The sequence below is a fragment of the Actinoplanes sp. NPDC049681 genome, from assembly GCF_044465265.1.
Classification (GTDB): Bacteria; Actinomycetota; Actinomycetes; order Mycobacteriales; family Micromonosporaceae; genus Actinoplanes.
Genome location: NZ_JBITLP010000003.1, coordinates 396,343 through 417,710, shown reverse-complemented (window position 1 = coordinate 417,710; position 21,368 = coordinate 396,343). Strand labels below are relative to the sequence as shown.

General features: G+C 70.7%; 17 protein-coding genes. 5 read left to right on the top strand and 12 right to left on the bottom strand.

What is annotated here, in order from left to right:
* Positions 1-6: 6 nt before the first annotated feature.
* The 5 genes from ACIBO8_RS11820 to ACIBO8_RS11800 all read right to left on the bottom strand — a co-directional run bounded on the left by ACIBO8_RS11820 (position 7) and on the right by ACIBO8_RS11800 (position 5,805).
* On the bottom strand, positions 7-957 hold the full coding sequence (locus tag ACIBO8_RS11820; RefSeq protein ID WP_396115113.1) for an ABC transporter permease: 951 nt from the start codon (positions 955-957) through the stop codon (positions 7-9).
* Positions 950-1,876, bottom strand: coding sequence for an ABC transporter permease (locus ACIBO8_RS11815; RefSeq protein WP_396115112.1), 927 nt, complete (start codon positions 1,874-1,876; stop codon positions 950-952). Before ACIBO8_RS11815 ends, ACIBO8_RS11820 begins: the two co-directional genes overlap by 8 nt.
* Positions 1,877-2,012: 136 nt before the next feature.
* Positions 2,013-3,647, bottom strand: a complete 1,635-nt coding sequence (locus ACIBO8_RS11810; protein WP_396115110.1) for an ABC transporter substrate-binding protein — start codon at positions 3,645-3,647, stop codon at positions 2,013-2,015.
* Positions 3,648-3,916: 269 nt separating this feature from the next.
* Positions 3,917-4,582, bottom strand: coding sequence for a response regulator (locus ACIBO8_RS11805; protein WP_396115109.1), 666 nt, complete (start codon positions 4,580-4,582; stop codon positions 3,917-3,919).
* Positions 4,579-5,805 carry a PspC domain-containing protein gene (locus ACIBO8_RS11800; RefSeq protein ID WP_396115625.1) on the bottom strand — a complete coding sequence of 409 codons (1,227 nt, stop codon included), beginning with the start codon at positions 5,803-5,805 and terminating at the stop codon, positions 4,579-4,581. The genes ACIBO8_RS11805 and ACIBO8_RS11800 overlap by 4 nt, the downstream gene beginning before the upstream one ends.
* A gap of 207 nt (positions 5,806-6,012) precedes the next feature.
* On the opposite strand from ACIBO8_RS11800, the gene ACIBO8_RS11795 reads away from it, so the two are divergent.
* The 3 genes from ACIBO8_RS11795 to ACIBO8_RS11785 all read left to right on the top strand — a co-directional run bounded on the left by ACIBO8_RS11795 (position 6,013) and on the right by ACIBO8_RS11785 (position 9,293).
* A complete protein-coding gene (locus ACIBO8_RS11795; protein ID WP_396115108.1) occupies positions 6,013-7,623 on the top strand; it encodes a PspC domain-containing protein in 1,611 nt (536 codons plus the stop codon).
* A complete protein-coding gene (locus ACIBO8_RS11790) occupies positions 7,620-7,982 on the top strand; it encodes a hypothetical protein (RefSeq protein ID WP_396115107.1) in 363 nt (120 codons plus the stop codon). The genes ACIBO8_RS11795 and ACIBO8_RS11790 overlap by 4 nt, the downstream gene beginning before the upstream one ends.
* Before the next feature lie 66 nt (positions 7,983-8,048).
* Entirely contained in the window at positions 8,049-9,293 is a 1,245-nt protein-coding gene (locus ACIBO8_RS11785; protein ID WP_396115106.1) for a phosphatidylserine decarboxylase, read from the top strand.
* Between the two features lie 61 nt (positions 9,294-9,354).
* Here ACIBO8_RS11785 and ACIBO8_RS11780 read toward each other — a convergent pair whose 3' ends face one another.
* The 3 genes from ACIBO8_RS11780 to ACIBO8_RS11770 form a co-directional block, all read right to left on the bottom strand.
* Positions 9,355-10,257, bottom strand: coding sequence for a CDP-alcohol phosphatidyltransferase family protein (locus tag ACIBO8_RS11780; protein ID WP_396115624.1), 903 nt, complete (start codon positions 10,255-10,257; stop codon positions 9,355-9,357).
* A gap of 300 nt (positions 10,258-10,557) precedes the next feature.
* Positions 10,558-11,478 carry an NUDIX domain-containing protein gene (locus ACIBO8_RS11775; RefSeq protein WP_396115105.1) on the bottom strand — a complete coding sequence of 307 codons (921 nt, stop codon included), beginning with the start codon at positions 11,476-11,478 and terminating at the stop codon, positions 10,558-10,560.
* Positions 11,479-11,514: 36 nt separating this feature from the next.
* Entirely contained in the window at positions 11,515-12,462 is a 948-nt protein-coding gene (locus ACIBO8_RS11770; RefSeq protein ID WP_396115104.1) for an NUDIX hydrolase, read from the bottom strand.
* A 284-nt stretch (positions 12,463-12,746) separates the two neighbouring features.
* On the opposite strand from ACIBO8_RS11770, the gene ACIBO8_RS11765 reads away from it, so the two are divergent.
* On the top strand, positions 12,747-13,289 hold the full coding sequence (locus ACIBO8_RS11765; RefSeq protein WP_396115102.1) for a PspC domain-containing protein: 543 nt from the start codon (positions 12,747-12,749) through the stop codon (positions 13,287-13,289).
* A 160-nt stretch (positions 13,290-13,449) separates the two neighbouring features.
* On the opposite strand, the gene guaA is transcribed toward ACIBO8_RS11765, so the two are convergent.
* The 3 genes from guaA to ACIBO8_RS11750 form a co-directional block, all read right to left on the bottom strand.
* Positions 13,450-15,003 carry a glutamine-hydrolyzing GMP synthase gene (gene guaA, locus ACIBO8_RS11760; RefSeq protein WP_396115101.1) on the bottom strand — a complete coding sequence of 518 codons (1,554 nt, stop codon included), beginning with the start codon at positions 15,001-15,003 and terminating at the stop codon, positions 13,450-13,452.
* 55 nt (positions 15,004-15,058) lie between these two features.
* Positions 15,059-16,768, bottom strand: a complete 1,710-nt coding sequence (locus ACIBO8_RS11755; protein WP_396115100.1) for a S8 family serine peptidase — start codon at positions 16,766-16,768, stop codon at positions 15,059-15,061.
* 107 nt (positions 16,769-16,875) lie between these two features.
* Positions 16,876-18,693 (bottom strand): S8 family serine peptidase, encoded by a 1,818-nt coding sequence (locus ACIBO8_RS11750; protein WP_396115099.1) that lies wholly within the window; start codon positions 18,691-18,693, stop codon positions 16,876-16,878.
* Between the two features lie 147 nt (positions 18,694-18,840).
* Here ACIBO8_RS11750 and ACIBO8_RS11745 point away from each other — a divergent pair, with 147 nt between their 5' ends.
* On the top strand, positions 18,841-19,935 hold the full coding sequence (locus ACIBO8_RS11745; protein WP_396115098.1) for an LCP family protein: 1,095 nt from the start codon (positions 18,841-18,843) through the stop codon (positions 19,933-19,935).
* On the opposite strand, the gene ACIBO8_RS11740 is transcribed toward ACIBO8_RS11745, so the two are convergent.
* The gene (locus ACIBO8_RS11740) at positions 19,932-21,338 is read right to left on the bottom strand and encodes a M1 family metallopeptidase (protein ID WP_396115097.1); all 1,407 of its coding nucleotides are present in this window, start codon (positions 21,336-21,338) and stop codon (positions 19,932-19,934) included. The two genes, ACIBO8_RS11745 and ACIBO8_RS11740, sit on opposite strands and share 4 nt — an antisense overlap.
* Positions 21,339-21,368: the final 30 nt, after the last annotated feature.

The window sequence follows — 21,368 nt, the reverse complement described above, 5'->3', positions numbered from 1 at the left end:
CTGCGGTCACCGCAACTTCGGGTCGAAGGCGTCGCGGACCGCGTCGCCGAGCATGATGAAGGCCAGCACCGTGGCCGCGAGGAAGACGGACGGCCACACCAGCGGCGCGGGCGCGATCCGGGCGAACGGGCTCGCCTCGGCGATCGAGATGCCCCAGGAGATGGCGCCGTTCTTGAGGCCGATGCCGAGGAACGACAGGGTCGCCTCGCTGGCGATGTTCGCGCCCAGCAGGATCGTCAGCACCACGATGAACGACGCGGTCGAGTTCGGCAGGATGTGCCGCACCATCAGCCGCGCCGGCCCGGAGCCGAGCATCCGCGCCGCCGCCACGTAGTCCTGGTTCTTGGAGGCGATCACCGACGACCGCATGATGCGGGCCGCCGTCGTCCATCCCAGGACGCCGAGCGTCAGGGTCACCGCGGCGACGCCGTTGCTGCCCGCGTCGGCCGACAGCCGCTTGGCCAGGACGATCGCGGCGAGCAGGAACGGAATGCCGAGGACGACGTCGATGAAGCGGGAGAGGATCGCGTCCACCCAGCCGCCGAAGTAGCCGGCACCGAGCCCGAAGAACAGGCCGATGACACCGGACATCAGCGTGGCCAGCAGGCCGACCTGCAGCGAGTTACGAGCTCCGTAGATCGTCTTCGCGTAGACGTCGCAGCCCTGGTAGTCGAAGCCGAAGAAGGCATGGCCGCTCGGCCCGGCGTGCTGACGGGACAGCGCGCAGGCACGCGGGTCGCCGGCACCGAAGAGCGACGGGAACAGGGCCATCAGGGTGATGATCAGAACCAGGATGGCCGCGAACCAGAAGATCTTGCTCTTCCGCAGGTCGATCCAGGCGTCGCCGGCGAGGCTGCGCGGCTTGTCCTTCTTGTTCGCCTTGTTCGCGTGCCGGGGCTCCGTGGGCGCGTCGCCGCTCGGGCCGGTCGCGGTGGTCACTGCTTCGAGATCACTCATAACGAATCCTCGGGTCGAGGGCGGCGTACAGCAGGTCGACCAGCAGGTTCACGACCAGGAAGACGATGACGAGGACGCTGACGAACCCGACCACGAGCGGACCGTCCTCGGTCCGGATGCCGCGGAAGAGGTTGAAGCCGACCCCGGGGATGTTGAACACGCCTTCGGTCACGATCGCGCCGGACATGAGGCCGCCGATGTCGACGCCGATGAGCGTCACGACCGGGATGAGCGAGTTGCGCAGCACGTGCACGCCGATCACCCGACTGCGGGACAGACCTTTCGCGCGGGCCGTGCGAACGTAGTCGGAGCGCAGGTTCTCGGCGACGGAGGCGCGGGTGACGCGCAGCTCGGTCGCCAGCACCAGGCTGCCGAGGACGAGGGCGGGCAGCAACAGTGCCCACAGGGTCGGATGAGCGCCCGCCGTCGGCGGGAACCAGCCGAGCTTGATCCCGAAGATGAGCTGGCAGAGCGGGGCCAGCACGATGATCGGCAGCGACAGGATGATCAGGGTGATCACGAGGGTCACGTTGTCGAAGATGCTGCCGCGCCGGATGCCCGAGATGACGCCGGCGACGAGGGCCACGACCGCGACGATGGCCATGGCGATGAGGGCGAGCTTGATGGTGATCGGCCAGGCCGTCTCCATCATGGTGCTGATCTTGCGGCCGGTCAGCGAGATACCGAAGTTACCGGTGAGCAGGCCCTTCATGTAGTACCAGTACTGCACGATGAAGGGCTCGTTGAGGTGGTAACGCTCGGTCAGCGCCTGCCGCACGTTGGCGGTGATGGGTTTTTCGCCCGCCAATGCCTGGATGGGGTCGTCCTGGTTGGCGAACATCAGCGCGTACACGATGAAGGTGGCCCCGAAGAAGGTCAGGACCATCTGGAGTAGGCGCCGCACGATGTAGCGGAACATACGGATTTAGCCTCTTCCGCGGAAGATGCGCCGCCGGACCTCGTGGGCACGGCGGCTGAAGTAGGGGGATTACACACAGCGGTGGCGCCACGGTTGCACAAAATCCGTGACGCCACCACTGCACGAACGGCTCAGATCACTTCACAACTTCGACCTTGTACAGGTCGACCTTGGTGAAGATGTCTACGTCGACGTTCTTGACCTTCTCCGAGTGGCCGAAGACGTTCTGGCCGAAGCGGAGCGGGATCACCGGCATGTCGTCGGCGAGGATGTCCTCCGCCTGCTGCCACTTCTTGATGGCGTCGTCGGTGGTCTTGGCCGCCGAGCCCTCCTTGACCAGGCTGTCGAAGGCCGGGTTGCTGTAGCCGTAGTAGTTCGAGGAACCACCCGTGCCGTACAGCGGGCCGAGGTAGTTCTCCATCAGCGGGTAGTCCATGACCCAGCCGAGGCGGATCAGGCCGACCGGCTGCTTCTTCTCGACCTTGGTCAGCAGGTCCGCGAACTTGGGCTCACCCACGCCGGTGCAGTCGACACCGAGCGACGCCTTGATCTGGTTGCACATGGCGTCGACCCAGGCCTTGTGGCCACCGTCGGCGTTGTACGTGATCTGGATCTTCGACGGGCCCTTGGCCGCGGTGTAGAGCTCCTTGGCCTTCGTCGGGTTGTACTCGCAGTTGGCACCGCAGGTGTTCTCCCGGTAGCCGGCGACGGCCGGGGAGACGAACGAGGTGGCCGGGGTCTGCGAACCGAGGAAGATCTGGTCGGTCATCTCCTTGCGGTTGACCGCCATGGAGAGGGCCTGCCGGACCCGCTTGTCCGAGAACTCCTTCTGGAACGTCGGGAAGCCGACGAACGCGAACGAGGAGCTCGGGCTCTTCTTGAAGCGGTCACCCAGGTCACCCGGGGCGGCCGCGAGGCTCTCGATCGGGATCGAGGTCTGGATGTCGTCGTTACCGGCGACCAGGTCGGCGTACTCGGCCTTCTGGTCCTGGTAGATCTTGAAGGTCACGCCGTCGATCTTCGGGACGGTGCCCTTGAAGCCGGCGACCTTCTCCACGACGATCTGCGAGTCGTGCTCCCAGGTGCCCTTCATCTTGAAGGGGCCGTTGCCGATGATCGCGTCCTCGAAGCCGTCGGCGATGACGCCGGGGGACTTCCAGGCCGCCTTGGGCAGCGGGAGGAACGCCGTGTAGCCCATGACGGACTCCCAGCCGGCGAACGGCGTGGACAGCGTCACGGTGAAGGTGTTGTCGTCCACCTTCTTGAGACCGGTCAGCGTCTTGGCCTTGGGCTCGGGAGCCTTCTGCGGGCCGTCCTCACCGTCCGGGTCGACGGACTGGAGGTCGGCGTAGCCCTCGATGCGCTCGAAGAAGTAGGAGGCGCCCTGGCCGTTGGGGCCGTAGGCCCCGTAGTTCCAGGCGTCGATGTAGTTATCGGCGACCACGGGCTCGCCGTTGCTGAACGTGAAGCCGGGCTTGAGCTTCACCGTCCAGACCTTGTTGTCGTCGGAGGTGATCGACTCAGCGGCGACCTCAACCGGCTTGCTCTGCGCGTCGAAGTCGACGAGCGGGTAGAAAAGGGCGGCCAGAACCTGGGCGCCACTGGTTTCCGTGGTGTTCGTCGGAATGAGGTGCTGCGGCTCTCCGATACCTAGCACGATGCTGTTGGAGTTGGTGTCGGTGTTCTCCGACCCGCCTCCGGAGCAACCTGCGGCCAACAAGGCGATGGCGGTCGCGCCGACCGCCATCTTCCATGGGCGATTCCCAAACATGGGAGTGCCTCCTTCAGGGGCGCTCACGAGGGGTTGTGTGAGTAGGTGCCACCTTCGCACAGAGCCCCTAGTCCCTGAGGGCGCCGTTATCAACCCGATATTCGCCAGTTGGGCTCGGGAGACCTCTGGAAGATCATACTTTCGGTCAGAAACAGGCTTCTGACCAGCGGTTACTCTACCGTAGTAATGATCCAAGAACTTTCCGTAACCGCAATGTCCCGTTTAGCCCAGGGCGCGCCGAATCGCCCTGGCCGGACGGTTGAACCGCCCTAGACGAGCCGCCGATCCGCCGCCCATCTCGACAGTTCGTATCGGTTGGACATCTGCAGTTTCCGCAACACGTTCGACACATGGGTCTCCACCGTCTTGATGGAGATGTAGAGCTCCTTGGCGATCTCCTTGTACGCGTACCCGCGCGCCAGCAGCCGCAGCACCTCACGCTCACGGTTGGTGAGCTGATCGAGCTCCGGGTCCGCCACCGGCACGTCCGGACGCGCGGCGAACGCGTCCAGCACGAAACCGGCCAGGCGCGGGCTGAACACCGCGTCCCCGTCCGCCACGCGCTTGATCGCCGCGGCCAGCTCGTCCGGGGAGATGGTCTTCGTGACGTAGCCGCGGGCGCCGGCCCGGATCAGCCCGATCACGTCCTCCGCGGCGTCGGACACCGACAGCGCGAGGAACTTCACCTGCGGGTGGCTGCGCCGCATCGCGTCCAGGACCGCCCGGCCCCCGCCGTCCGGCATGTGCACGTCGAGCAGCACCACGTCGGGAACGGTTGCCGCGATCCGGGACACCGCCTCGGAGACAGAGCTCGCCTCGCCCACCACGTCGACGTGCGCGCCGAGCTCGGCACGGACACCCGCCCGGAACATCGCGTGGTCGTCCACGAGGAACACGGTCAGGCGGCGGCCCTCGTCGGTAGCTGGCTCGGTCATCGTGCGTTCTCCTTTCCGGCGGTGACGCTGTCGCGCGAGGCGGGCAGTGTCAGGCGTACCTCGGTCCCGTCCCCCGGCGCGCTGCGGATGACGGCCTTGCCGCCGTGCCGCTGCATGCGCCCGATGATCGAGCCGCGTACGCCATGCCGCGTATCTTCCACCCCGTTCGGGTCGAAGCCGGCGCCGCGGTCGCGCACGAACACGCTCAGCTCGTCGTCCTCGACCTCGGCGTACAGCGAGACGGTCTCCACCCCCGCGTGCCGGGCCGCGTTGACCAGGGCCTCGCGGGCGGCGGCCACCAGCGCGGCCACCCGCTCGTCACACTGCGTGTCGCCGACGATGACGGTCTCGACGGAGATCGCGTACGTGTCCTCCACCTCGGCGGCGGCCTGCTCGAGCGCCGCACCGAACCGCTCGGTGGGCGACGCCGTCGGCTTGTAGAGCCAGTTGCGCAGCGAGCGCTCCTGGCCGCGAGCGAGGCGCTGGACCTCCTTGATGTCCGTGGAGTTGCGCTGGATCAGGGCGAGGGTGTGCAGCACCTGATCGTGGATCATGGCGGCCACCTCGGCCCGCTCCTGCTCGCGGATGCGGCCCTCGCGCTCGCTGCGGAGCTGGCTGAACGTACGCCACAGCAGCGGGGCGACCACCACGCCGACGCCGAGCAGGCCGACGAAGGCGAAGATCACGCCGTTGAAGACCGTGGCGAGGTTGCCCTTCGGGAGGAACACGAACAGCACGCCGATGACGCCGACCGCGACGAGGACCCCGCCGCCGATGAAGCGGAACACGAACGAGCGCCGATCACTCTCGGCAACCACGGCGGCCAGCCACGGGGCCTGGGAGCCGTCCGTCCAGGCGCCCCGGCGGGTGGGATCGGACTGGTGCCAGATCACGCCGGCGCCGACCGCGATCACCGCGACCAGCCACCCGGCCGTCCCGGCGCCGCCGTTGTCCCGGAACAGCAGGCCCTGCAGCAGCACCACGCCCAGGCCGATCGCCCCGAACGGCAGGAGCAGGGCGAGGTCCCGATGGGGTTTCGCCGCGCCGGTGGGCTGCTGCTGGGGCAGCACCGCCCAGAACACGGCGTAGAGCAGCAGGCCGAGCCCGTTGAAGCCGAGCAGGAGAACCAGGGCGATGCGCACGACCGTCACCGAGATGCCGAGGTGGCGCGCGATACCGGACGCGACACCGGCGATGACACGGTGGTCGCGCGGCCGGTACAGGCGACGCGTCGGCGGCGGTACGGCGGTGGCGGTGATCGCTGCGCTCCTCGGGTCGGGGCCCGCGGGTGGGCCGGTTCGATCGTCACACGTCCGGTACCGCCCGGGCCACGGGGAAAGTCACCCATGGCGGGCGGCCCGGGATCTCAGGGTGGCCTCAGGGTCGGCGCCTGAGGCGGGCCGGGTGCCCGGACCGCCAGTATCGAAGCCATGACCGACGAAGCTGCCCAGTCCCGCGAAGCTGCCGGGTCGTCGCAGGACGCACCGGCACCTTCGAGCACTCCCCCGGCCGGGGACGTCCCGCCGGCGTACGAGCCGCCCGCAGCGGACGCTCCCCCCGCGCCGGACGCCCCGCCACCGCCACCGCCCGGCGCGACGCCGCCACCCGGAAACCCGCCGCCCTGGTTCGGCGCTCCCGACGGCCCGGTCTTCTCGCGCGAGAAGCTCATCCGCCCCCGCAGCGGCCGCTACGTCGCCGGCGTCTGCGGCGCGATCGGCCAGGCCACCAACACCGACCCGGTGCTGTGGCGCGTCCTCATCGCCGTCCTCGGCTTCTTCGGTGGGGTCGGCATCCTGATCTACCTCGTCGGCTGGCTGATGATCCCGGCGGAGGGCGACACCGCCTCGCCGGTCGAGTCCCTGCTCGGCCGCGGCCGCTCGGGCATGGCGCCGCTGTCGGTGGTGGTGCTCGGCGCCGCCGCGGCCCTGTCCTTCGCGTTCGTCGTGCAGGACGGCTTCCGGGCGACGCTGCTGGCCGCTGCCGTGCTGGTCTGTGGCGCCCTCGTGCTGAAGAAGTCGACCCGGCCGGGCCCGGCGCCCGCCGCGGACCCCTGGGCGGCGACCGCGACCTTTCCGCCGGCCACGCCGACGGCGCCGGCCACGCCGGAGACCCCGGCTGCCGGCCCGACGGGTGCCTTCGCGGCCGCCGGCGCTCCGGCGCCCACCGCGGCACCGGCCGGCGAACCGGTGACCGAGCCGCTGCCTCCCCTGGCACCGACCGTTCCGCCCACCTCATCCGCGCCTCCCGCACCGCCCTGGCCGCCGGCGTCCCCGAAGTTCGGGCCGCCCAACGGGGGCTACCGGCCGCCGTTCGCCCCGCACGGCCCCTGGGCGCAGGGCTCCGGACAGCCGCCGCACGGCTCGTGGCAGGGCACGTCGTGGCCGCAGGGTGCCGGGCACCCGCCGTACGCTCCGCCCGCCCCCAAGCGGGCGCCGAAGCGGCCCCGCGAGCGCTCGAAGCTCGGCCGGATCACCTTCTTCGGCGTCGTGGTGGTGATGGGCATCCTGGCCGCCGTCGATCTGGCCGGGGCGAACATCCCGGTGTCCGGCTACTTCGCCGCCGCCCTGGCCACGATCGCGCTCGGCCTCATCGTCGGGGCCTGGTTCGGGCGGGCCCGCGGGCTCATCTTCCTGGCCGTCCTGGCCACGATCGGGCTCTCCATCTCCACCGGCGTGGAACGCTTCGGCGGGGAGTTCGCGAACAACACGTACCGGCCGCAGACGCTCGCCGCCGTGGCGGACCGGTACGACTTCTCGGTCGGCAACGCCACGCTGGACCTGCGCGCCCTCGACTTCACCGGCCAGGACCAGTCGGTGACGGTCGCCATGAAGTTCGGCCAGGTCCGGGTGTTGCTGCCGGACGACGTCGACGCCACGACGAGCGTCAGCATGGACGACGGCCGGGCGCTGATCTACGGGCGCGAGCTGACCGGCCGCCAGAACGTGCAGGGTGTCACCGACCTCGGGCCGGACGGCAAGGGCGGCGGCACGCTGCGGCTGGCGATCCAGATGGACACGGGCAACGTGGAGGTGACCCGGTGAAGCCGCACCGTACCGACGGCATTTCGCTGAGCTTCGGCCTGATCTTCGCGTTCGTCGCGCTCTGGTGGGCGGTCTCGCAGGTGGTCAACCTGCGGCTGCCGGCGCTGGGCTGGCTGGTCGCGGGGCTCCTGATCCTCTTCGGCGCGCTCGGGCTGCTCGGGGCGATCCGCTCGGGGCGCCGGGCCGAGGTACCCGCGCCGGTCGCCGCCGAGGCGCAGGTGGAGACGCCGGGCGACCTCTCGCCGCAGATGCACGCCGACATCGTCCGGGAACTGCTCGACAACCCGGCCGAGCGGATCGACCTGCCGCCCGCGGCGGACGGGGACACCGAGCCGGAGGGCCGGCGCCGGCAGAACTGACCGCATGCGCCGGCCGCGGGTCACACCAACGGGTGGGACCCGCGGCCGGCGCAATATGCTCTTGTCATGACGGCGTTTCCCCCCGTGTCCACCGCCCCTGTGACCGGCGTCGGCCCGCGCGCCGCGCGCAGCCTCACCGCCGAGTTCGCCCGCCACAACGAGGCGACGACCGCGCTCGTGATCGGCGCCGACCACGCCTCCGCCGTGGTGGCCGCGGCGGTCGAGGCCCTGCTGCCGGGCGACACGCTCATCCTGGTGGCGGGCGAGCGCAGCACCGCCGACCTGCTCCGCGACCACATCACCGGCCTCGGCAGCTGGATCGCCGACCGGGTGCGGATCGTCGAGTCGCTCACCGAGGCGGAGCCGGCCGACGTGGTCGTCCTGGGCGAGCCGCTGACCGGCACCGCCGACGAGACCCGGGCCGTCCTCGACGGCCTGAGCAAGTACCTGACGGACGGCGCGGTCGTGTCGGTGGCCACGCCGGCGGCCCCGGGGCGTACGGGCGGAGCGGCCGCCGAGCTGTTCCGGCAGAGCGCCCTCTTCGGGGTCGGTTCGGATCTCGTGGTGCGCAACCAGCCGCCGCTGCGCATCCACAAGCTCCGGTTCAGCCAGGCGGACACCGCGAAGGCGGCGCGGCTGGCCCCGGCGTACCGTCCCTCCAGCGTCCCGGTCACCCGCAGCATGCACATCGACTCCAACGGGGTAGCGGCGGCCGGCATCAGCCTCGGGCTCGCGGCACTGGCCCGTGCGGCCCGCCCCAAGTCCAGGCTGTGGCTGCTTCCGGCCCTGCTGGCGGGCCCGGTGGCCGCCTTCTTCCGGGACCCCGAGCGCGACACCCCGGACGACCCGAACGCGATCGTGGCGGCCAGCGACGGCAAGGTGCTGTCCGTGGAGCGCCTCACCGACGAGCGCCTCGGCGAGGGCGAATTCCTCCGCATCGCCGTCTTCCTGTCGGTGCTGGACGTGCACGTCAACCGGGTGCCCGTGGCGGGCCGGGTCAAGGACTACTTCGTGATCGACGGCGGGTACGCCAACGCGATGACGGCCGCCGCCGAGCACAACGTGGCGGCGTACACGGTGCTCGACACCGACCACGGCACGGTGGTCGTGGCGCAGCGCACCGGCCTGATCGCGCGCCGGATCGTCCAGCGCACGCCGGTCGGCACCCTGGTGGCCCGCGGCGAGCGCATGGGCCTGATCCGCTTCGGCTCCCGCACCGACGTATACCTGCCCGCCGACAAGGCGGAGGCCACCGTCGCGGTCGGCGACAAGGTGATCGGAGCGAGCTCGGTCATCGCCCGCTGGCGCTGACACCGCAGGGCACGAAAAAGGCCCCCACCCGGCCGGGTGGGGGCCTTTCGCACGTTCCGGGTCAGGCCCGCCGGGTGCGCAGCCACATCACGGGGCCGCTGCACAGGTAGGCAGCCACGACGAAGACGAAGGTCAGTCGGGGGTCGACCAGCGCGCCCACGATGGGCAGCAGCCAGAGCCACGGCGGCAGCTTCACGACCCGGGCGAGCTTCGCATACGGGAAGCTGGACACCATCGCGAACGCCAGCACCGTCACCCCGCCGAGCACCACGACGCCGGGCAGCGGCAGCCCGATGAGCACCGTCAGCGCCAGCACCGCGGCGGCCATCGTCGTCGGCACACCGGAGAAGAACTTGCCGTCCTTGGGCGACACGTTGAACCGCGCGAGGCGAATGGCCGCGCAGCCTGCCACCAGCATGCACGCCACCGCGGCGGCGGCCGTCGGCACGGTGTGCTCCAGGGACGAATAGACGACCACCGGAGCGGCGAGACCGAACGAACACATGTCGGCCAGGGAGTCCATCTGGGCGCCGAACGGGCTGGACACGCCGAGCCGGCGGGCCAGGGCCCCGTCCAGGCCGTCGAAGGCCACGCAGGCGACGAGACAGCCGGCCGCGAGCCGGGCGTCGCCGTGCATCGCCAGGAAGATCGCCAGCAGACCGAGGCCCAGGCTGGCGAGGGTGCACGAGTTGACCAGCGCGAAGCTGATGCGGCGGCGGACCGTGTGCTCGCCCGGCAGCAGCGACTCGGACACGGCTTCGACGACGGCCGGCGCGGCCATCACGGCGGGGCCGTGACTGCCCGAGGTGGCCACCGTACGGCCACGGCCGGCGTACGGGACGACCTCCGTGCCGGTGTAGATCACCTCAGCCCGGGTGGCGGTGGCAGCGCGGCCCGCATCGGCGGATCGGCGTCCCACCCGCACCAACAGGGCCTGCCGGGCGAGACTTCCGCCGCGGCGCAGCCGGCCTGCCCAACGACGTCCGGCGGGACGGGGACTATCCGTCGTACGACGCCGGCGCCAAGGGGTTCTCGGCACGTGCTCCTCCATCTTGGGGTCGGTATGCCCGCCGGCTGCGCCGTCGCGGGGTGATGCCCATCGCCCGTACATCTACGGACCGTGATTAAGGCGGGTTACACAATCGCACAGCCGAGGCCTCTTGGCGAGAGACGAATCGACCCTCCTGTGCAACATCGTTCTCTGGAGTTTTCATTCCTCCGCACGGGCGAGGAGGCACGCACACTGCCCGGCCCTGTGACGAGTCTAACCGAGGTCTCGCAACCCACTTCCCCGATGAGCCCCTTCCTCGGCTAGCCGCCGCAGTGCCGACGCGGCAACTTCGGTCAGGGGAAGGTCACCGGCAGTGACCTGGTCGAACCAGCCCGCCGCCGCCGTGGAACCCCCCGCGTCCTCCGTCACCACAGGTTCTGTCGGCCGGTCCACGGAAACCCTGAACAGCACGCGCACGACGTGCCAGTCCACCGGGACGCCCTCGGGGCCGAGCGCGGCCGGGTCGTACCGGTGGGAGGTTCCCAGCAGGCGGATCACCCGTCCGTGTTGCCCGGTCTCCTCGACGAGTTCCCGGGCGAGCGCGATCTCGGGTAGCTCACCGTGATCGGTCCCGCCGCCCGGCAGGTGCCACAGGCCGGCCCCCGGATAGCCGTCGGCGATCCTGGTGAGCAGGATCCGGCCGTCGGGGTCCGTGACGATCCCGTACGCGCCGAACCGCTGGTTGCCGCGCTCCGGCGCCTCCGCGGGGTCCGCCGGCACGTCGGAGGGCGTGACCGGCAGCCCGAGCACGCCCGCGGTGAACGGCATGAGCGGCAGCTCGCCCGGGGTGACCCAGGCCACCCGGTCGGTCGTGCCGGCGGCCTCGTCGCGCTGCTCTCCGCCGACGATCTCGACGTCGTAGATGATCCGATCGGTGTGTTCCCACGTATCCGTGTTCGGAAGGCGGAAGACGTCGGCGGTCACCGAGTGGAGGCCCGTGATGCGTACGTGAAGGCCGGTCTCCTCGGCGAACTCCCGGACGACGGTGTCGTCGGGGTCCTCACCCTGCTCCACGCCGCCGCCGGGCAGGGTCCAGAGGCCCGGGAAAGCCGACAACGCCGAGTTGTGGGCGAGCAGGACCCGGCCGGAGGCGTCACGGCACAGCCCGTACGCTCCGATTCGTCTGACCTTCACGAGCCCCAGGCTATCCGGCGGTGGATCTCCGGGACGTCAGACCAACCCGGCGGCTCGCAGGGCCTCCGCCGTGACCTCGGTGAGCTCGTTCGCCGGGAGCGCCGCGACATCCTTGAGCGCCATCCAGCACGCCTCGGAGGTGGAGCCGCCGACGTCCCCGACCGTCACCTCGGTGGGCGCGTCGACGACGACCCGGTAGAAGGCGCGCACGCCGTGCCAGTCGATCGGATAGCCCTCGGGACCCAGGGAGGCGGCGTCGCGATGGCTGGCCACGCCGAGCAGCTCCACGATCCGGCCCTCCTGGCCGGTCTCCTCGACGAGCTCGCGGATGAGGGCGGTGCCGGGCTGCTCGCCGTAGTCCGTCCCGCCGCCGGGCAGGTGCCAGCAACCCTCGCCCGGATAGCCCGGCGCGATGCGGGTCAGCAGCAGGCGGTCGTGGGGGTCGGTGGCTATCGCGTACGCCGCGAAGCGCTGCGCGCGGTGCAACCCGTCCGGGCCGGGATAGGCGTAGAAGGACGGGAAGTCGGGTGCTTCCTCGGGGCGCAGGTCGGCGCTGGCCGCGGGCAGCCCCAGCGCGGCCGCCGTGAAGGGCCGCAGCCGAAGCTCCTGGGCCTCCTCGAGGGTGTGCCAGCGGGCGATGTCGGTGGGCTGGCCGACGCGGTCGATGAGGTTGCCGCCGCGGACCGACACCTCGTAGATGAGGCGGTCGGTGTGGATCGTGACGCCGCGGTGCGGCAGCGAGCGCATGTCGGCCAGGACATCCCGCAGTCCGGTGACGGTGACGGACAGGCCGGTCTCCGCGGCGGTCTCACGGACGACGGTGTGGTTCGGGTCCTCGCCGTGATCGACGGCGCCACCGGGCAGGGACCACACGCCCGGGGTGCCGGAACGGGGCGAGGCACGAACGAGGAGGACGCGGCCGTGGGGATCGGTCGCGACGGCATAGGCCGCAATCCTGCGGAGCGGTTCCAGTGCGGGGGTCACGGGCGGCATCTTGCCCGGTTTATGTTAACTCCAGGAAACGTCTGTCGGATTCCTGACAGGGCGATAGCCCTCAGTAATCGCAGTTCAGGGCGGTTCTCCGCACCGATCGCAGCAAGTATGTAACACACAGCAATGCCCCCAGACCTCCCCCTCCACGGTACGCCGGAACCCGCCGCATCGACGACCTTCAGCGCGCATGGGCGGATACCCCCGGGACCGGAATCAGGGTCGGACTCCGGGCGTTCACCGAGGCCGCCGGACGCGGAAAAGCCGACTCTGGAGTCATGACTGATCCGACCGTCGCCCCGTACCGGCAACTTCGCCGTCCCCTCGACGACCGCATCGTGGCGGGCGTCTGCAGCGGCATCGGCCGCTACCTCGGCGTCGACCCCGTGCTCGTCCGGGTCGCCTTCGCCGGCCTGACCGTGCTGACCTGGGGCACGGCCCTGATCGCCTACCCGGTGATGTGGTTCCTGATGCCGGAGGAGCCGGGCCCCGTGCTCCCGCCGTGGCGCGACCCCGCCGACCCCTCATGGGGCCAGGCCTACCCCGGCCACTACCCCGACCCCTACACCGGCGGCCCGGCCTACCCGACCACGGGCCAGGCCCCGACCGCAGCCCCGGACCGGACACCGACACCGACACCGACACCGACACCGACACCGACACCGACACCGACACCAGCTTCGAGCACCACCCCGGCGCAAACGCCGACCCCGGCGCAAATGCCGACCCCGGAAGCTCCGCCCGCTGCCGCAAGCCCGGCCGCGGCCCCGAACCCGGCCCCCGGCGCGACCGGACCGGCAAGCGCCCCACCAGCCCCGTGACCCCGGCAGACCCACCGCAACCAAAGTCGCACTGCGCCCGCCGATGGCGAGGGCGCCGAAACAGACTAGGCGCCCTTTGCCGTGGTCTGTTTCGGCGTCCTCGTCATCGGCTCCCCGGGGCGCAGTGCCGCCGCAGCGAAGCGGAGGCCATAGACAGAGTTCACTCCCACTCGATCGTGCCCGGCGGCTTGCTCGTGACGTCGAGGACCACCCGGTTGACCTCCCGGACCTCGTTCGTGATGCGGGTCGAGATCTTGGCGATCACCTCGTAGGGCAGCCGGGACCAGTCCGCGGTCATCGCGTCCTCGCTGGAGACCGGGCGCAGCACCACCGGATGGCCGTACGTGCGGCCGTCGCCCTGGACGCCGACGCTGCGGACGTCCGCGAGCAGCACCACCGGGAACTGCCACACGTCGCGGTCCAGGCCCGCCGCCGTCAGCTCCTCGCGGGCGATCAGGTCCGCCGCGCGCAGCACGTCGAGGCGGTGACGGTCGACCGCGCCGATGATGCGGATCGCCAGGCCCGGCCCGGGGAACGGGTGGCGCTGGACGATCTCCTCCGGCAGGCCGAGCTCCGCGCCCAGCGCCCGCACCTCGTCCTTGAAGAGGGTGCGCAGCGGCTCGATCAGGGCGAACTGGAGGTCGTCGGGGAGCCCGCCCACGTTGTGGTGGGACTTGATGTTGGCGGTGCCGGTGCCGCCGCCGGACTCCACCACGTCCGGGTAGAGCGTGCCCTGCACCAGGAACTCGATGTGGCGTTCGGCGTCGAGTTCGCGGGCGGCCGCTTCGAACGTACGGATGAACTCCCGTCCGATGATCTTGCGCTTCTGCTCCGGGTCCGTGACGCCGGCGAGGTGGCCGAGGAAGACGTCCGAGGCGTCGACGACCTTGAGGCGGATGCCGGTGGCCGCGACGTAGTCCTTCTCCACCTGCTCGGCCTCGCCCGCGCGCAGCAGGCCGTGGTCGACGAAGACGCAGGTGAGCTGGTCGCCGATCGCCTTGTGCACCAGCGCCGCCGCGACCGCCGAGTCGACGCCGCCGGAGAGGCCGCAGATGACCTGCTTGTCGCCGACCTGCTCGCGGATCGCCGCGACCTGGTCCTCGATGATGTTGGTGGGCGTCCAGGTCGGCTCGATGCCGGCGATGTCGTACAGGAAGCGCTGGAGCATCTCCTGGCCCTGCTGGGTGTGCGCCACCTCGGGGTGGAACTGCACCCCCGCGCGCCGGGTGACCAGGTCCTCGAACGCCGCCACCGGCGCGCCCGCGGAGGAGGCGGTCACCGAGAAACCGCGCGGGGCCTCGGTGACCGAGTCGCCGTGAGACATCCAGACCGGCAGGTCGGCGGGGAGCTCCCGGAGCAGGGTTCCGGCCTCGGAGGCCGGGGAGAGGACGGTACGCCCGTACTCCCGCGAACCGGTGTGCGCGACCGTGCCGCCCAGCGCCTGGGCCATGGCCTGGAAGCCGTAGCAGATGCCGAAGACGGGCACCTCGTTGTCGAAGAGCGCGGGGTCCAGCACCGGAGCGCCGGCCTCGTACACACTGGACGGTCCGCCGGACAGGATGATCGCGGCCGGGTTCTTCGCGAGCATGTCGGCGACCGGCATCGAGTGCGGCACGATCTCCGAATAGACCCGCGCCTCGCGGACCCGCCGGGCGATCAGCTGGGCGTACTGGGCGCCGAAGTCGACGACAAGGACCGGACGCGGTGTGCTCATGGACGGCGAGTTTACCGGCGCACCGAGCAGCGTCTGGGCGCCGGGGCAGCCGCTGTCAGCGGTACCACCTGCGGGTCGGGGTGTAGGAGACGTTGCCGGCCCGGTCGTACGCGCGTACCCGGACTTCGATGGTCTTGGCGAACTTCGCCGTCGGCACCGTGAACGTGTGCCGCGACGCACCGGAGCTCTGCACCACCTTGCCGTTGACCAGCAGTTCCGTGCGGCGGATCCCGCTGTGGTCGGTGGCCTCCACGCGCAGGTACTTGGTCCCACCGACGTTGCGCGTGCCGCTCGCCGGTGCGGATGTGATGCTCACGGCCGGGCCCCAGTTGTCGACCGTGACGCGACGCGTGGCGGTCGCCACGTTGCCGCCGCGGTCGTACGTCCGCAGCCCCAGCGCGACGGTGCCGCCACGGATCGCCGAGCGCCACGAGAAGGCGTACGGGGCCACCCGGTCGACGCCGACCACGACACCATTGGCCAGCAGCTCGACCTTGGCGACGCCGAGGTCGTCGGCGGCGCGGGCGGACACGCTCACGGTTCCCCGCACCAGCGCGGAACCCGACGGCGTGACGAAGGAGGTGGTCGGGTCGACCGAGTCGTCCGCGACCGGCAGCGCCGCGAGCGCGGCCGGCGCGTTCACCCGGCCCGACGACGCGGGCATCCACGAGCCGGCGACCCGGGACGCGGACGAGATCAGCGTCGCCCGGATCGTGGCGCTGGTCGGCGCCGGGGTGGTCGACGCCAGCAGGGCCGCGACGCCGGCGGCGAACGGGGTGGCGGAGGACGTGCCGCAGAAGGTGCCGACGACGCCGTTCATGCCCTGCGCGGGGTTGCAGCCAGGCGCGGCGATGTCGACCCAGCTGCTGCCGTAGTTGGACCAGCTGTAGCGGGCGTCGCCCGGGGTGGAGGCGCCGACCGCGATGGCCGCCGGGATGGCCGCGGGGTAGTGCGGCGCCGCGCTGCCCTCGTTGCCCGCCGCGGCGAGGACCACGACGCCCTTGCCGGTGGCGTACGCGACGGCGTCCCTCAGCACCCGGCTGTCGTCGGCGCCGCCGAGCGACAGGTTGATGATGTCGGCGCCGTTGTCGGCCGCCCAGCGGATGCCCTCGGCGATGGCGCTGTAGGTACCGAGGCCCTGCGAGTTCAGCACCTTCACCGGAAGGATCTTGCAGAACCAGCAGATGCCCGCGATCCCCGTGCCGTTGTTGCCGGCGGCGGCGATGACACCGGCGGCCATCGTGCCGTGGCCGTTGTCGTCGGTGGCGTTGCTGTCGTCGTTGACGAAGTCGTGGCCGGTGAGCAGGCGGCCGGAGAAGTCGGGGAGCGCCTTCACCCCGGTGTCCACCACGGCGACGACCACGCCGCCACGCCCGCGGGTGCGGTCCCACGCAGCGTCGACACCGGCCTTCTCGATTCCCCACTGGCCGGAGAAGGCCGGGTCGTTCGGCGTGGTGGCGGCGATGCCGGCGATGTGATCCGGCTCGACGTAGGCGACCGACGGGTCGGCGCGCAGTGCCTCCGCGGCCTGCGCGGCCTGCCCGGCGGGCACGTCCACCGCGACGGCACCGGTCAGCGGCTCGCTGGCGACGACGTCGACGTTCTGCTCGAGCTTCTTCACGACCGCGGCGCCGGGGGCCGTGTCGGCACCTGACCGCAGGCCGACGACGAGCGAGACGGGCGCCTGCGCCGCCGCGGCGGGGCCGGTTCCGGTCAGGGCGATGCCGCCCGCCAGCAGTCCCACGGTCACGAAGCGCAGCATCATGACCTCACCGTCGGCCGGGTCACCGGCAGAACCGGATCGGCACGGGTGCAGTCGGGTAGCGGAAAGCCCCCGCCGGGAGCGCTCGGCGGGGGCTTCTCGCGATCAGGTCAGCGCTTGTACGTGCGGGTCGCGTCGTACTTGACGTTCTTGGCGACGTCGGTGGCCCGGACCTGCACCTTCATCCCGGACGCGTAGCTGGACGCCTTGAAGCTGAAGTTGTACGGCGCGGTGGTGTCGGTCTGCTTCACCTTGCCGTTGATCAGCATCTCGACCTTGCGGACGCCGTTGGCGTCGGAGGCGGTCGCGGTGAGCTTCACCGTGCCGGAGACCTTGGCGCCGCTCGCCGGCCCGCTGGTGATCTTCACCTTGGGCGCGATGTTGTCCGCGGTGATCGAGCGCTTGAAGACCGTGCGGTTGCCGGCCTTGTCGTACGCCCGGATCTCCAGCGCCACCTTGCCGTTGCGGCCGGTGGTGTCGTACGTGAACTCGTACGGCGCGGTGCGGTCCTGCGCCTTGTAGATGCCGTCCACGTACAGGTCGACATTGCGCACGCCGGACCAGGGGTCGGTGATGCCGGTGGGCTTGATGTCGATCTTGCCGTGCATGCGCCAGCCCTCACCCGGGGTGGAGAGGCCGGTCAGCGTCGGCGGCGTGGGGTCGGTGGCGATCGTCAGCGACTTCGGCGCGTCGAGGAAGCCGTACGTGACCCAGCCGGAGGGCGTGATGGGCCGCGCGGACTTCAGCAGCGCGCGCTGCAGCGACCAGCCGGTGTAGTCCGGGTGCACGGTCTTGATGAGCCCGGCCACGCCGGAGACCATCGGGGCCGCGAACGACGTACCCGGCCAGCCGGTGTGGTAGTTGCCGTACCGGTCCATGGCGGCGACGACGCCCGGGGCCGCGATGTCGACCCAGGTGTCACCGCTCTTGTTGAAGCTGGAGAAAGGGGCACGCACGTCGGTGTTGCGGCCCGTAGCGCCCACGGCGACCACGTCGGAGTACGCCGCCGGGTACTGCTTGGTGGTCTCGTGGGTGGTGCCACCCTCGTTGCCCGCCGCCGCGACGACGAGCACGCCCTTCAGGTTCGCGTACGAGACCGCGTCGGCGAGCACCTGGCTGGAGCCGGCGCCGCCCAGCGACAGGTTGATGATCTTCGCTCCGGCCTTCACCGCGTACACGATGCCCTTGGCGACGTTGCTGTCGAAGCCGTTGCCGTTCTTGTCGAGCACCTTCACCGGGATGATCTTGCAGCTCCAGCAGCCGCCGGCCATGCCCACACCGTTGTTGCCGCGCCCGGCGATCAGCGACGCGACCGCGGTGCCGTGCCCGTCGGGCCCCTCACCGATCACGTCGTCGGCCGCGTTGGTGGTGTTGCTGACGTAGTTGTAGCCGTCGAGGACCGCGTCCGTGAGGTCGCCGGTCCTGGTGACGCCGGTGTCCACCACCGCGATCTTGACGGCGGCATCGCCGGTGGTGGTCTCCCACGCCTGCGGGAGTCCGACGTTGTCGACCTCGACCTGGAGCGGAAGGTGCGGTTCGTCCTCGTCCTTGCCGTTGTAGAACGGGTCGTCCGGCGTGATCGCGCTCATCTTGCGAACCCGGTCCACCTCGACGTACGAGACGTTCGGGTCGTTCTTGAGGGCGGCGACCACGCGGTCCTTGCGGGCCGCGGAGACCTCGAGGGTCCGCGCGCGCAGCTCCGACATGGCCTGCTGGGCCGGGCCCGCGGCGTCGATCGTCCGGACGCCCATGGCGGAAACCGTGCCCAGCGAATCGGCGGTGCCGGCATCGGACTTGAGCCCGACGACGAGCCGGACGGGGGCTTCAGGCGTCTCGTCCGCCAACGCCCAGGTCGAGACTCCGGCGGTTGCGGCCACGACAGCAGCCGAGAGCGCTCCGACGACGACGCGTCGTGAGACGAGCTTCATGTAGGAAAGGCCTCCCCGTGATCGACCGCCGCCTCGGCGAATCGCGGCGGTCAGCGTACGGGCGATCTTGTTCTTGTCCATACCCCGTTCCAAAGGACGAGATCTTGGGCCATTGAGCAGCTTGTTGACGTCGCATACTGTTCCACTATGCGGACCAATCGGGTCGTGTGGATGATCGTGGCCGCCGTCGTGGTGCTGCTCGGAGCCGGTACGGCGGTCGTGTTCGCCCTGCGCAGCGACTCCGGCGAGCCCTCCGCGGCGCCCGCCGCGAGCGCGCCAGTTCCGAGCGTGGTGCCCCGCACGGCCAGCCCGGCCCCGTCGCCCGGCGCGGACCTCACCGGGCCCCTCGACCTGCTGCTGATCGGCGTCGACACCAGGGTGAGCATCCCCGACTGGCAGCCGCACGCCGACGCCATCATGCTGCTGCACGTCGATGCGAGCCTCAGGAGCGGATACCTGTACTCACTGCCCCGGGATCTGCGGGTCGACATCCCCGCGTTCGCGCGCAACGGCTACGGCGGCGGCCGGCACAAACTGACCGAAGCGATGAGCTACGGCGCAAGAGTGCGCGGAACGGACCGGGCGAACGTAGCCCAGGGATACGAGCTGCTCTCCCGGACCATCAGCCGATACACCGGCATCCGGTCCTTCGACGCGGGCGCGATCCTGACGTTCGACGGGCTCAGCAGGCTGACCGACGCGCTCGGCGGCGTCACCATGACGATCGATCAGAAGGTGGTGTCGCAGCATCGCCGCCCGGACGGCAGCGCCCGCACGCTGCGTCCCGGCGGCGGCGGCTACGTCGGACCGCAGGCGACGTACCTGCCCGGCACCCGCAAGCTCGTCGGCTGGCAGGCCATCGACTACGCGCGGCAGCGCTACACCGCCGGCGGCGACTACACCCGTCAGCGGCACCAGCGGCAACTCGTCAAGTCGCTGCTCGCCGAGGCCGAGGGCGCCGGTCTCGCCACCGACACGGCCAAGCTGCAGGCGGTGCTCACCGCGCTGGGCGACACGCTGGTCTTCTCGGGGACGCGCACGCCGATCGAGTACGCGTACGCGCTGCGCGACCTGAGCCCCGCCGGGCTGACCTCGGTGGGCCTGCCCGGCGACGCGGTCTTCAGCAACGGCGGCTACATCGGCGAGCAGCTCGCCCCGAGCGGGCGCGCGTTCCTGCGGGCCGTGGCGGCGGGCGACCCGGCGGCGTACCTGGCCGGGCATCCCGAGCTGGTCAAGAACTAGGGCTTGGGCTGGGGAGTCGTGCTGAAGAGCCAGCGCTGGAAGAAGTCGGCCAGGTCCTTGCCCGAGACCTTCTCGGCCAGGTTGATGAAGTCGCCGGTGGTGGCGTTGCCGTCGCGGTGCTCGGCGGGAAACTCCTTCAGCAGCTTGAAGAACGCGTCGTCGCCGATCGTCTTGCGCAGGGCGTGCACGACCATCGCGCCGCGCTGATAGACCGCCTCGCCGAAGATCCGGTCCGCGCCCGGGTCGCCGGTCGGCACCCGCCAGTCGAAGCCCTTGTAGGCCCGGTCGAACGCCTGCTGGGCGGTCTGCTCACCCTTGTGCTCCTGCCAGAGCCATTCCGCGTACGTGGCGAAGCCCTCGTTCAGCCAGATGTCCTGCCAGCGTTCGAGGGCCACGCTGTCGCCGTACCACTGGTGGGCCAGCTCGTGCGCGACGACCACCGGGTTGGGCCGGGTACGGAAAAAGACGCTGCCGTACACCGGGCGGGACTGGGTCTCCAGCGCGTACCCGACCCGGGCGTCGTCGATCACCACCCCGCCGTACGCGTCGAACGGGTACGGCCCGAACTGCGTCGCCAGGAAGTCGGTGATCTCGCCGGTCTGCGCGAGGGACCTGGCGGCGGGACCGTCAGCCGGCAGCGACTCCGGGATCGCGATGATCATCGGCTTGCCGTCATGCGTGCTGCTGGTGATCCGGTACTGGCCGATGACGACCGTGGCGAGATAGCTGGCCATCGGCTTGGACTCGGTCCACCGCCAGGTGGTCCAGCCGTCGGCCGTCGCCCGCTCCCCCGGCACCCCGTTGCTGATCGCTTCGACGCCGTCGGGCACGGTCATCGCGAGCGCGAACGTCGCCTTGTCCTTCGGGTGGTCGTTCACCGGGAACCAGGTGCTCGCCGACTCGGGCTGGCCGAGCGCGAAACCGCCGTCCTTGGTCCGCATCCAACCGCCGTCGCCGAGCGCTTCGTTGGCCAGCGCGTGCGGCTCGCCGCCGTACTCGACGACGGTGGTGAACGCCTTGCCCTTCGCGATGCCCGCGGCGGGAGTGATCACCAGCTCGTTCTTCTCCGCCTTGCTGGTGGCGGCCTGCCCGTCCACGGTGACCTTGCTCGCGGTCAGGTGCGCCAGGTCGAAGTCGAAGCGGGACAGGTCCTGCGTCGCGGTGGCCCGGATCGTCGCGCTGCCCTCGAGCTTCCCGCTCGCCGGGTCGTACTTGAGCTTGAGGTCGTAGCCGGCGACGTCGTACCCGCCGTTGCCGTACGTCGGGAAGTACGGGTCACCGGCACCGTCGGAACCCGGCGCGAAACTCGGCGCGGCGCTGCTTCGCGGCTGCTCCTTCTTGTCGTCGCTGCAACCGCTCAACGCCAGTACGGCGACGGTGACCGCCGCGATTACCACCCGCATCGCCTGCTACTCCCCCCGTGTCACGTAGAT